This is a genomic window from uncultured Sphingobacterium sp. (assembly GCF_964277905.1).
In the GTDB taxonomy this organism is placed as follows: Bacteria; Bacteroidota; Bacteroidia; order Sphingobacteriales; family Sphingobacteriaceae; genus Sphingobacterium; species Sphingobacterium siyangense.
The window spans coordinates 161,296-174,391 of the sequence record NZ_CAXYKD010000038.1; the positions used below are offsets into that span (position 1 = coordinate 161,296).

Below are 13,096 nucleotides of genomic sequence, written 5' to 3' on the forward strand. Positions count from 1 at the left end.
CTTCATGCCTAGAATAATCAATTATGGACATCAATCAAAATCTGCCTGAGAAGGAACTCTTGTGCCAACTCCATCATGGAGATATGCAGGCTTTTGATATCTTGTACCATCGTTATAGCCAGATTATCTATGCCAATATCCTTAAGTTTCTGAAAAATGAAACTAGTGCCGAAGATTTACTTCAGGATGTTTTTCTGCGTATCTGGGAAAATAGGTCAAAAATAGATCCTGAACAATCTTTTGCAGCATTTCTTTTTACCTGTTCGCGTAACATCACATTTAATTTCAAACGACGCCTGAAATTGGAGATGGAATCTGAAGTCCAGCTCGCCTATGGCGCATTGGAATCTGAAAATACCATTGATAAGGTGCTCGATTCCAAGGAGGCCATGGTCTTGGTAGAAGACTTGTTGAGCAGATTGCCCACACAACGCCAAAAAATATTTAGGTTATCTAAGCTTGAAGGTAAGAGCTATAAGGAGATTGCCGAAGAAATGGATATTTCTATTGCTACTGTTCGCGACCATATTGTTAAAGCAAATAAATTTATCCGACATGGTGCATTGCAGGATAATGGCTTCTCGGCCCTACTAATGATTCTGCTTCTGCATGCTGCAAATTAATTTTTTTTTCTAGAGCAGACCTTTATGCTACGAAGTGTGTATTTACTATTAAAAATACAGCTCAGTGGAGACCAATAAATCTAAAATAGACCAATTACTTCAAAAATATAAAGAAGGGAACTGCTCGCTTGAAGAGATCGAATGGCTACAGCATGCGCTTTCTGCTACCGACATCGGGGATCAGGATGCCATCGATCAGGCTATAGTCACTAGTTTACTCCAGCCTTCTGCTGCAGGGAAAATGAGTGAATCCAGGCAAAAAATAGTGCTCGGAAATATCAAAAAGCAAATTCAGCAAGGCACAGAGGAGCGCGATAAACCTAAGTTTTCAATCGTTTGGCCCTATTGGGCTGCGGCGGCTTGCCTATTGCTCTTTATTTTTACAATGCTATTCTGGCAGCAACAGACGAGTCCTGTTCAGGCAGACATTAACCTCGTGAGGATGCAAGATACAACGGGTGGTGTTGTAAAGCCTGGTGGAAACAGTGCTACCCTTCGTTTAGCGAACGGCACACTTTTAGAACTCGATAAACAGGCATCGGGGATTGTGATGGGAGAAAGTATTACCTACGAAAATGGAAAGTCTATCGCTGCTGCGGCATTAGATAAACAGGGGATGGCGGCAGATCCAAGTAAGGTTGTATTGGAGTTAGCCACTCCGCTAGGGGGGATATACCAGATTACTTTACCCGATGGCACAAAAGTATGGCTCAATGCGGGCTCTTCGCTAAAATATCCGATGAGCTTTGCAAAAAATGAACGAAGAGTTAGTTTGGAAGGCGAGGCCTTTTTTGAAGTGACGAAAGATAGCGCACGACCTTTCAAAGTGCTGAGTAAAGGACAGGAAATTGAGGTGCTCGGGACTGCCTTTAACGTCAATGCTTATCCCGATAATACCGTGATTAAAACGACTTTAGTTAATGGGAAGGTTAAATTATCGAACGATAAACGATATTCAAAAGCAATATTCCTGCTACCAGGTCAGCAATCGACCAATTCCAATAACGGAAAAATACACCTCGCAAATGTGGATACAGCACCCTTTACCGCCTGGAAAGAAGGTTTGTTTTATTTTGACGAAACACCGCTTTCGGATGCACTGCAGCAGATTGGTCGCTGGTATAATGTCGAAGTGAAGTATAAGGGCGAGGTACCGCAAACACATTTCTACGGTCGTATAAAACGAAGCAAGCCACTTCGCGAGGTACTTGACGTATTGGAAGAAGGTGGGTTGCGTTTTGAGCTGAGCAAAAGCGATGAAAAGAATATCCTATATGTTAGACCGTTGTAATTAAAACCCTAAATAAAGATGAAAAAAGAAATGATCATGGATTCCACTTAATCCGGAAAAGGGTATAAGCAAAACAAAAAGGGCAGTGCTGGGGGGCACTGCCTTGAATTGGATGCATATACTTACAAGTGTTGCCCAAAGGCAAATTTTTGATAACCATTTATAAATAACATACAAACCGTACAAACATATGATTTTTTATCCATTTGTTAGGCTACACCCGTGGAGTTTAACTTTACGAAGTATACTGATTATGAAATTGATCGTACTCATTTCTTTACTGACCGCGATGCAGCTGTTTGCAGAGGGAAATGCGCAGACCATAAACTTAACCGCTAAGCACGTTACCTTAAATCAGGTGATGCGTGATATCCAAAAACAGAGTGGTGTTAATTTTTTCTTAACTGGCAAGTCATTGGCTCAGGCACGTTTGTCAGTCAATATACAGCATGCCAAATTGGAAGATGCATTAAATGCTATCGTAGCACCTTTGGATCTGGAGTGGATCAAAAAAGATGAGGTGATCGTGATAAAACCCAAAAGAAATCCGCCAAATACCGAACGCAAAGAAGTCCAGCAGCGGAGCATTGCTGGTAAAGTCGTTAATGGTAAAGGACAAGCCCTGGTAGGAACCACCATTACAGTGAAGGGAGCTAATATTTCCACGGTCACGGACCAGGATGGAAGGTTTACAATTCAGTTACCAACGCCAAATGGCACTTTGGTATTTTCAAACATAGGCTATCAACGTTTGGAAAAAAGTGTCACTGGAAATGATGAATTAACCATTGTACTTCAGGAGGAGGTAAGTGGTCTGGATGAGGTGGTCGTCGTAGGGTATGGAAGCCAGAAACGCGCAAATGTAATTGGTGCCGTATCAACCGTGAACGGCAGTTCGGTAGAGAATAGGTCAACCTCCACACTTAGCCCTTCATTGGCTGGACTCGCGGCGGGCGTTAACGTACAGGCCACAACCGGAAAACCAGGTGCAGACGGTGCTAGTATACTGATTCGTGGAAAAGGAACTTTAAACAATACGTCTCCCTTGGTTGTGATCGATGGTATTGTCGGATCTATGGATGCCGTTAATCCCAATGATGTGGAGTCAATTTCGATTTTAAAAGATGCGGCAACAGCAGCGATCTATGGATCCTTGGGGTCGAATGGCGTTATCTTAATTACGACAAAAAAGGGAGCCAAGGGAAAAAATAATGTGTCTTATACGGGCATGGTTTCGCTGTTGCGCCCCAATAATGTACCCGAATTTATTACCGATTACGCACAACATATGCGCCTTGTTAATGAAGGCTTCAAAAATTTAGGGCAAGCGGCTGTTTATACCGATGCAACAATCAACCTCTGGGAAGAAGCGAAGAAAAATCCAACAGGGTTAACAGAATTTGGTATTCCCAATGAAGTCGCTTATCCAAATACCAATTGGGGCGATGTGCTTTTTGGACAACGCAAACTTTTACAAAATCACAATCTTTCTCTAAATGGTGGCAGTGAGCATACGCAATACCTCTTTTCAGTGGGCTATTTCAACAATCCGGGGACGATGCCCGAAACTGGAGCAGACAAGATACGTCTGCGTATTAACTTACAGTCTAAAGTTGCCAAGTTTTTAACTGTGGGTACCCAGACCTTTGGCGATATGCAGAATTTGAGTGTCGCCGATGTGGTCACAGCATATTCTTACCTGACCCAAACCGTGCCAGGAGTTTATCCTTTCTACAACGGGGTCTATGGTTTCCCGGCTGCGGCCGAAGAATCGGCTACTGCAAACAATGCCCTGGCTTTTCTAAATGGGATGGGTGGAAAGAACCAGGTCAATCGATTCAATACCACAATATTTGCGAAGTTAAATCTCATGAAAGGCTTGGAGTTTGAATCAAGGGTAAATTATAACCATGCCTATACCGAGACGAATTCTCATCAGGTGCCTTATGAGAAATGGAATTTTGCAACCAACAAATTAAGTACGGCGGCGCTATCTGCGGGACAAATAACTACCCAGTATGGGTTAACCAAGAGCTACAATGTGATCGTTGATAATGTATTACGTTATTCAGGATCTTTTGGTAAACACGATGTGGGCGGCATCTTGGGGTATAATGAACAGTATTTTAACCAATATAATATCGGAGCGGCCAAACTTGGGCTTGTGCATCCAGACCTGACAACATTTAATTCGGCGACGACAATGAGTTCCATTACGGGTGATGAGCTTGACTACGGGTTGCGGTCCTTTTTTGGTCGCGCAAATTATGCTTACGCTAATAAATACCTTGCGGAAGCGGTGGTACGGTACGATGGATCATCTCGATTTGGAACCGCCAAACGCTGGGGGCTCTTTCCGGCATTCTCTGCGGGATGGCGTATTTCGGAAGAATCTTTTATGAGTCCACTCAAAGCTTTTGTGAATGACTTGCGAATAAGGGCCTCGTGGGGGAAAACCGGAAATAATGCCTCTCCGGGTAATTACGATCATCTTCCCTCGTATGGTACGGTAAACTATTCATTCAATAATCAGGCTGTTCGTGGTTTGGCACAGACTAAACTAGGAAACGATCTTTTACACTGGGAAACGACCACAACAACAAATGTAGGTTTTACAGCCACGGCATTGAAAAATAAATTAACGGTCGAATTTGATGCCTACCGTGCTTATACCGATGGAATCCTATATGTTCCGACCATTCCGGCGACAACTGGAACTGCTACTGCAGCAACCATGAATATAGCCGAAGTTAGCAAGCGGGGGATTGAATTGACGCTGGGATACCAAGATAAAATTAACGGTTTTAACTATGGAATATCGGCCAACTTCGCCTATAATACCAATCGGGTAGAAAAATATAAAGGAGCATTGTCGGAGGGCTATGTAACGGATGCGGCAGGTAATCGTGTTTACCAGTCCAATATCGGTATGGTTTCCAACGGTGTCAACCAGCGTATTTTAGAAGGGCACGAAATCAATGAATTTTACTTGTACAATGTATACCGAGGTTCGGGAAGCCATTTTTTAGCGGATGGTTCTGTCGATAAAAATGGAGGGCCGCGCGACGGTATGATCCGGACGGAACAGGATATAGAATGGTTGAAGGCTATGGTCGCTGCTGGCTATTCATTTCAGCCTGCCGATGGCATAGACCCTACCAAGATATGGTATGGTGACTTGATCTATTCGGATATGAACGATGATGGTATCTACGGGAACGTCTATGATCAAAAGTTTATGGGCAAAAGAGAAACTCCAGCATTCAATTACGGCCTCAGTATCAATATGGCCTATAAAGGATTTGATGCATCCATGATTTGGTCCGCTTCTTCAGGTATGTCGTATTACTGGAATGAACTCTATCTCAATTCATCCATCGTTGCGCAGGGAAAATCGGTACCGGCATTGGTCGCAAATGACCATTACTATTATAATGCCGCAAATCCTTCCGATCCCAACAACCGGATAGCTGGTTATTATCCACGCTTAAAAGGAGTGACAGATGCACAGAATGGACGTACCAGTGATTATTATTTGTATAACGCTTCTTTTGTGAAACTACGTAACCTACAATTGGGTTATTCGCTTCCAGAAAGCTTGGCAAACCGTCTATCAATTGCAAAATTACGGATCTATTTAGCGGGTGAAAACTTGCTGACATTTACGAAATATCCTGGTTTGGATCCTGAGATAGGTTCGACAACAAATTACCCTTCAATGCGGCAATATTCACTGGGTTTGAATCTTACTTTTTAATTCGAATGACAATGAAAATGATGAAAAAAATAATAGCAATTGTATTGCTAACAAGTATATTGGGTTGCAAAAAAGATCTTTTGGATACCTCCCCATATTCATCGGTCTCCACGGCAACGATGTGGACAACCGACAATTTAACTGATTTAGGGATTGCGGGGATCTATAGTTCCTTTCGACTCTTAATGGGGCATAGCGGACTGATCTCACCTTATGAACTTTATCAGTTTGACCGTTTCTCCTATACTGGGCAGGCACGTTTTGATGAACCCTTATTGACAGGTACCATCACCGCCGGTGATCCATTATTTGTGAATGTTTGGAAGATTCAATATGAAGGTATTCAACGAGCAAACGATGCCTTAAAGAATATTCCCCTAAAGTCACCTTCTACAGCAGAAAAGAAAGCGAAATATATTGCGGAAGCTAAATTTCTACGTGCTTACTTTTATTTTCGGCTCAATCAGCTTTACAAAGGTGTAACCATCTACCTTGAGCCGTTTACTGCAGCCGAAGCCGTCAAAGGACGTAGTTCGGAAGATGATGTCTGGAATCAAATCCTAGCTGATTTGAACGATTGTATCGCAGAAACTAATTTTCCAGATCGTTATCCTGCGGGGAATGCGAATTATGGCCATGCAACAAAGGCGGCAGCTTATGCCTTACGGGGTAAAGTTTATCTTTATCGAAAAGATTGGACAAAAGCTTCGGCAGATTTTCAAAAAGTAAAAGATGCTGGCCACTCACTCTTCGGAGATTATAAAGCTTTGTTTAAAGAAGCTAATGAACAGTGTCCTGAGATGATTTTTTCTATTCAGCATCGGAGTGAATCAGGCTATGGAAATAATATGCAATTGTTTTGTGGCTGGCCCTCGGTCTATTCGCGTGGCTGGAATTATTACATGCCTTCACCACATTTGGTCGATCTCTATGAAAATAACGATGGTTCTAAGTTTGAATGGGATAAAATTATTCCAGGATACAGCAGTTTAACCGAAAATGAAAGGGAGGTGTTTTTTCTGCGCAACAATCTCACGGAGGCCGAGAAAGCTGCTGCAACGTTGAGAGGTGCAAAGATGAGTCTTTACCTACCGCAAGGCAATGAGGAGCGTATAAAAAAAGCCTATGAAAATCGTGATCCCCGTTTGCAGGCCAATGTCGTGACGCCTTATTCGACTTTTAGGGGTGCCTATAATTTTACGAATGTTGAAAGTCTTCAATTTATGCGCTGGCCATTTCGCGGGCAGGCACAGGTAGACGGCGATATTCAGAGCGATACACAGATCAATTTCTTCTATTTCTATCGAAAATTTGTCGCTGAAGGAGTCAATGAGATTGTGGATCGCAATTATGGTCCTATCGATTTTCCGATTTTCCGCTATGCTGATATTTTATTGATGTGGGCCGAGGCCTTGAATGAAGAGGGCAAACTAAATGAAGCTATAGCAAAAGTTAACGAAGTTCGTCAGCGTGCAGGTGTAGCACTTTTAAATGCTAATGCTTCAACTGCCGTCGGTGGGAAGGAAGACTTACGCCTGCGTATTCGTAATGAACGTCGGGTTGAGTTCCCGAATGAGGGAATCAATTACTTTGACGAATTGCGCTGGGGAACCTGGAAAGAGAAGGTGTTTCAAGCAGGCAATGGACGTAAGCAGGTTTGGGGGACAAATGTTGGGAATTATAGCTATAAGGGTGACTTTTTGAACGTATGGCCTATCCCGACCTCAGAAATACAGATGAACGTAAACCTGGTGCAGAACCCAGGTTGGATCGATTAGTTTTATGGATATAAAATGAACCTAAACATGATTTTTTTTAGATATAGCCTATACATTATTTATTTTTTGAGCCTTTTTTATCCTTTTTTTCTATGGGCGGATACAAGTGATATGGTAAAAAAAGGATTTGATTTGGCCGAGCGACAGTACGCTTTGTTGTATGAAGATCATAGCGATCTGCGTAAGTATCCACGATCGGCTGATCCAAAGGGGAAAACAACTTTTACTGATATCCGGGACTGGACGGGTGGTTTTTGGCCAGGCTGCCTTTGGTATGTCTTTGAGTATACCGGCGAGGATCAATGGCGGGACGCTGCACTAAAATGGACGAATTCATTACGCCAAAATCAATATAATACGCAGCACCATGATATTGGTTTCGTGATGAACTGCAGTTATGGAAATGCCTATCGGTTAACTGGTGATACTACATTCAAATCAATTTTAATCCAGAGCGCCAAATCGTTATTGACACGTTTCAATCCGAAGGTTGGTGCAATTAAGTCTTGGGATACATTTTCCTCTTGGGATGGTAAACATACGTATGAATTCCCTGTCATTATCGACAACATGATGAATTTGGAACTTCTTTTTTTAGCTTCCAAATTATCTGGGGATTCTGTTTATCGTAATGCCGCTATTCGACATGCAGAAACGACGCTGAAAAATCAATATCGCGCAGATTACAGTTCTTATCATGTGGTTACCTATGACCCCAATACCGGTGCTGTATTGAGCCGGGAAACGGCACAGGGGTTTTCGGACAATTCCGCTTGGGCTAGAGGGCAAGCCTGGGGATTGTATGGATTTGTTGTGATGTACCGTGAAACGAAGGATCCTAAGTTTTTACAGGCTGCACTAAAAATGGCAGAGTTTTATATAAAGCATCCGCGTCTGCCTCAAGATAAGGTGCCACAATGGGACTTCGATGTAAATCAAGCTGGATTTGTCCCAAACTGGAATTATCGTAAAGCAGATTTTGAGACTATTCCGCGGGATGCATCGGCGGCGGCGGTCACTGCTTCGGCATTGTTGGAGTTGGTTGACTACATGGGAACTGGGCAACAGCAGGAATATTTGGATGTCGCCGAAACGATGTTGCGTTCATTGGGGTCACCGCAGTACTCCAGTGAGGTCGGAGCAAATGGTTTGTTTGTGCTGAAGCATAGTGTGGGCAGTATTCCGCATAAAGGGGAGATTGACGTCCCCCTCGTCTATGCAGATTATTATTATTTAGAAGCATTGATGCGCTGGAATAAGCGAAACTATCAGCGTGCACAATTGATGAACGAATGGCAGGAGATGAATAGACAGAAGGCAAAAGCATTAAAAGATTTTCAGCGGCAGAAATTTGGTCTATTTATCCATTGGGGACTGTATGCTATTCCAGCTGGGATGTGGAATGGGCAAAAAATGGAAGATTTGGGTAGTCCGAGTGTTGCTGAATGGATTCAACTGGTGGCAAAAATTCCACGGTCTACCTATGCCAAATTAGCGGATCAATTCTCCCCGCAATCTTTTGATGCCGATAAAATCGTTAAAATGGCCAAGGCTGCAGGGATGAAGTATCTTGTTGTGACGAGTAAACATCACGACGGATTTGCCCTATATGGTTCAACGGTTAGTTCATTCAATAGCAAGCAGGCCACGCCCTTTAAACGCGACATCATTCAGGAACTTTATGATGCTTGTCTTCGGCATAAACTCGATTTTGGTATCTATTATTCACAGAATATCGACTGGCGGGATGGTAGCGACGCGCAATATGCGGTAACGAAGGCACAACATGATCTTGTTCATGCCAAAACCGATGCTTTCGGTGCCAATCTTTGGGATCCCAGTGAAAATTCTTTCGCTTCGTATCTCAACGAAAAAGCAATTCCTCAGGTAAAGGAAATTTTGACACGGTTTAAACAGCTGAAATATATCTGGTTTGATATGCCAGGACTGATGACTGCAGAACAGAGCTTTCGATTCTATAAAACCGTGTATGATTGTAATCCACGTGTTATTGTCTCCGAGCGAATTGGCAATGGTATGGGCGATTATGCCATTCCTGGGGATAATCGGATTCCTGACTCTTCTGAGCGTTTTACCAGACCTTGGGAAGCCATTGGAACATTCAACCATTCCTGGGGCTATAAATCTTATGACCACGATTGGAAAAATGTGGATGAATTAAGGTATTGGCTCCTTGAAATTGTCAGTAAAGGAGGAAATTATATGCTTAATATTGGTCCAGATGCACAAGGAAATGTAGCCACACCGGTAAAGAAAAATCTTGCTATCTTAGGGAAATGGTTGCGGCGCAATGCCGAAGCGGTTTATGGGACATCACCCTGGACCATTGCGCATGAGGGACCAACAACAGTTCGGATAACAGATACCGAGCAACGGGAAAGGGAAGGATTTAAAGTATCATTTACAGCCTTGGATTTTTGGTTTACACAGAAGAATGATTTTGTATATGCGATGGCTCTTGTAGTACCCAAAGATGGAATCGTCAACGTACAGTCCCTGAACCAAAATAAGGCTAAAGTGAAATCAGTGGAAATTTTAGGGGTTGGTCGGATCGATTTCCATCAGGATAACCATGGATTGCAATTGAAATTACCCAAGAAGATACAAAACAGCAGCTTGGGCTATGCGCTAAAAATAAAACTAAAACTAAGCTAATCCAGCTATTAGCTTTATCAATTATAACGATGTTGAATCTATTATTAAATACAAAAAAAATGCGCTTTTTGTCATTATTGCTGTGCTTAAGTTTATGGTATTTGCAAGCGGTTGGGCAGAAAAAAGCTGATAGTTTTGGCTGGAGCGATGGACAAAAAGTACTTTTTTTAGGCAATAGTATTACTTATGCGGGGCAATATGTCGCCATGACCGAAAGCCTATTCCTGAGCAGTCACCCGAAAAGGAAACCTCAGTTTATTAATTCGGGGTTACCAAGTGAGACTGTTTCTGGACTCAGTGAACCGAATCATGCCGATGGAAAATTCCCACGCCCCTGTCTATTTGACCGACTGGACAATGTGCTTGATAAAATCAAACCTGAGGTGGTTTTTGTTTGTTACGGTATGAATGACGGCATTTACCTCCCTTTTGATGCTATCCGTTTTGAAGCCTATAAAAATGGAATTATCCGTCTGCACAAACGTTTGGTCGATCAGGGCGTCAAACGCATCCTATGGATGACACCTCCAGTGCATGATGATTCGCAGCTTCGGCTCAATGGCTACAATAACGTATTGGATCGTTATGCCGAATGGCTTATCGGCTATGCCAAAATGCAGTCCTGGGAAATTATAGACCTGCATTTTCCCATGCGTCGCTACTTGGAAGCTAGGATCGAGAAAGACGCTCAGTTTAAGCTGGCTGCAGATGGGGTGCACCCTGGAGAGCTGGGACATTGGCTAATGGCAAAGGAAATTCTACAGCACCTGATGCCTGATTTCCCTATTGAAAGTACATGGGATGACAATTTGCGCAGTCAACCAAAACTTCGCCAGTTATATACGCTTGTTTTGAAAAGGCAGACGATGATGAAAGACGCATGGCTAACCTATACAGGTCATAAACGACCTGGACTATCCAAGGGAATTCCAATAGAAGATACGAGCAAAGCATATGATGCTATTCAAGATGAAATTCAAGCGTTGGGTTTCTGATCGGTGCTAGCTTGTAATCCGAATAAATGAACTTTTATGTATAAATCTATATCATGATGAAAATCAATTTTTTTAAGTGGAAGTGTGCAGCAGCAGTGGGAATGTTGCTGTGCATGACCGATGTTGCTATTTCACAGACCAAATCACCACCTTATGAAGGTGTTGCCGGTTGGCAGGAGACGCAAGATAAACGCATGGAATGGTTTAAAGAGGCCCGTTTTGGGCTATTTATCCATTGGGGATTATACAGTGCAGCAGGTGGTTCTTTTGAAGGGAAACAATATCCACAGCATTATGCCGAATGGATACAAACCTGGGGGAAAATTCCCAGTAAGCAGTATGCTGAAGTACTGAAACCAAAATTTACTTTAGGTTCTTTTGATCCACAATCCTGGGCACGCCTTGCGAAAAAAACTGGAATGAAGTATATGGTGCTGACTTCCCGACACCATGAAGGCTTTAGCCTGTTCAATAGCCAACAGCCTTATGCCTTGAAAAATGATGTTACGGGTACGGCAAATTTATCGCCGAAGGGAAGAGATCTTTACCGCGAAATTATGGATGCTTTCCGTCAGGAGGGAATGAAAGTAGGAGCTTATTATTCGCTCCTGGATTGGCAACATCCCGATTCTTATGAGGCCTTTCAGCTGAACCCGAATGTGGATAAGCATCAACCAGATCATGAACGTTACAAAGCTTATCTCTATGGCCAAATTAAAGAACTTGCACAAAATTACGGGCGGCTGGACATGCTGTGGCCCGATTTCAGCAGCAAACAGCAGGAGGGAGAAGCCTGGGGCACAAAGCATATCTTGACAGATCTGATCAAATGGCAGCCCAATATTATTATCAATAATCGATTTTGGAACGGACTCGAAAATAAGAACGGAGATATCGGAACTCCCGAAAAGTATATTCCACCAACAGGTTTGCCGGGCATGTACTGGGAGGTAAGCCATACTATGAATGAAAGTTATGGCTATAGCGCCCATGATCAAAATTGGAAAAGTTTTCCCAAGATCATGCAATTATTTGTGGAAACGGTGAGTAAAGGGGGCAATTTCCTGTTAAATGTCGGACCCGATGGTGACGGAGCCATTCCTGAACCTGCGGTGCGGATTATGGAGCAAATCGGAGAATGGATGAAGGTCAATGGCGAATCTATTTACGGTACCACCGCGAGCCCTTTCCAAGCCTTGGATTGGGGGTATTGTACCCAAAAAAATGGGAAGCTGTACCTGCATGTTTTTGATCGTCCGGCCGATGGAAAAATAAATCTGCCCATCAAAAATAAAGTGACGGCTGTCTACGCTCTAGCTTCACCTAAAATGAAGTTAAAATCCACTTTAGAAAATGGAAGACCAGCAATTCCTGTCGATATCTTCGACAGTAAGAAAGGACCGAAGGTTATTGTGGTCGAAATCCAGGGAAAACCAATTGTTGAGGAAAGCCTCACCCAAACACAGGCAGATGGACGTATCGTGATGAACGCAAATAATGCAAAATTACAGGAAGGAAAGGGATTAAAAATTATTGGTGCACATACCCATGATCCCAATCGCCCGAACGCCATTGGTCAATGGAAAGACCTTGCGGATAAAGTTTTTTGGGATATCAAAATTCAAAAACCAGGGAAGTATCGTGTGCTCGTCAATTATCTGGCGAATAGCAAGCAGCACGGAAAGATTGTGCTCTCGATGCTCGGACAGCAGCTCCCGTGGACATTCGTAGCTGAAAAAGAAGCTAAATTTAAGGAGGTGGCTATGGGGACCATTGAGGTATCCCAGCAAGTAATTGGTGAGCCTAGTACGAAGGTGATATTGCAGGCTACAGCCATCGAAGGCGATACTTTGCCCGAGATTGCTTCGATTACTTTGGTGCCGATTCAAGAATAAACTTTTATAAGAAGAACTGAACAAATCATCCATACATAAACCATTTTGCCGTCAAGGACTGAAGAAGTACCAATAAAGACG

Annotated in this window: 7 protein-coding genes; all 7 read left to right on the top strand. The window is 42.9% G+C overall.

What is annotated here, in order from left to right; translation table 11 throughout:
• Positions 1-23 precede the first annotated feature (23 nt).
• The 7 genes from ACHWSC_RS17570 (at position 24) to ACHWSC_RS17600 (ending at position 13,015) form a co-directional block, all read left to right on the top strand.
• On the top strand, positions 24-623 hold the full coding sequence (locus ACHWSC_RS17570; RefSeq protein ID WP_313184420.1) for an RNA polymerase sigma-70 factor: 600 nt from the start codon (positions 24-26) through the stop codon (positions 621-623).
• Between the two features lie 64 nt (positions 624-687).
• Positions 688-1,914: a FecR family protein gene (locus tag ACHWSC_RS17575; protein ID WP_394677630.1), complete on the top strand. Its 1,227-nt coding sequence runs from the start codon at positions 688-690 to the stop codon at positions 1,912-1,914.
• A gap of 253 nt (positions 1,915-2,167) precedes the next feature.
• Positions 2,168-5,671 (top strand): SusC/RagA family TonB-linked outer membrane protein, encoded by a 3,504-nt coding sequence (locus tag ACHWSC_RS17580; protein ID WP_394677631.1) that lies wholly within the window; start codon positions 2,168-2,170, stop codon positions 5,669-5,671.
• A gap of 17 nt (positions 5,672-5,688) precedes the next feature.
• Positions 5,689-7,449: a RagB/SusD family nutrient uptake outer membrane protein gene (locus ACHWSC_RS17585; protein WP_394677632.1), complete on the top strand. Its 1,761-nt coding sequence runs from the start codon at positions 5,689-5,691 to the stop codon at positions 7,447-7,449.
• 111 nt (positions 7,450-7,560) lie between these two features.
• A complete protein-coding gene (locus tag ACHWSC_RS17590; RefSeq protein ID WP_394677633.1) occupies positions 7,561-10,125 on the top strand; it encodes an alpha-L-fucosidase in 2,565 nt (854 codons plus the stop codon).
• Positions 10,126-10,184: 59 nt separating this feature from the next.
• Positions 10,185-11,120, top strand: coding sequence for an SGNH/GDSL hydrolase family protein (locus tag ACHWSC_RS17595; protein ID WP_394677634.1), 936 nt, complete (start codon positions 10,185-10,187; stop codon positions 11,118-11,120).
• 53 nt (positions 11,121-11,173) lie between these two features.
• The gene (locus ACHWSC_RS17600) at positions 11,174-13,015 is read left to right on the top strand and encodes an alpha-L-fucosidase (RefSeq protein ID WP_394677635.1); all 1,842 of its coding nucleotides are present in this window, start codon (positions 11,174-11,176) and stop codon (positions 13,013-13,015) included.
• Positions 13,016-13,096: the final 81 nt, after the last annotated feature.

Bases quoted from the DNA above. Each gene is read 5' to 3' on its own strand.
- ACHWSC_RS17570 (WP_313184420.1), top strand. From the start codon at position 24: ATGGACATCAATCAAAATCTGCCTGAGAAGGAACTCTTGTGCCAACTC.
- ACHWSC_RS17580 (WP_394677631.1), top strand. From the start codon at position 2,168: ATGAAATTGATCGTACTCATTTCTTTACTGACCGCGATGCAGCTGTTT.
- ACHWSC_RS17585 (WP_394677632.1), top strand. From the start codon at position 5,689: ATGATGAAAAAAATAATAGCAATTGTATTGCTAACAAGTATATTGGGT.
- ACHWSC_RS17590 (WP_394677633.1), top strand. From the start codon at position 7,561: ATGGTAAAAAAAGGATTTGATTTGGCCGAGCGACAGTACGCTTTGTTG.
- ACHWSC_RS17595 (WP_394677634.1), top strand. From the start codon at position 10,185: ATGCGCTTTTTGTCATTATTGCTGTGCTTAAGTTTATGGTATTTGCAA.
- ACHWSC_RS17600 (WP_394677635.1), top strand. From the start codon at position 11,174: ATGATGAAAATCAATTTTTTTAAGTGGAAGTGTGCAGCAGCAGTGGGA.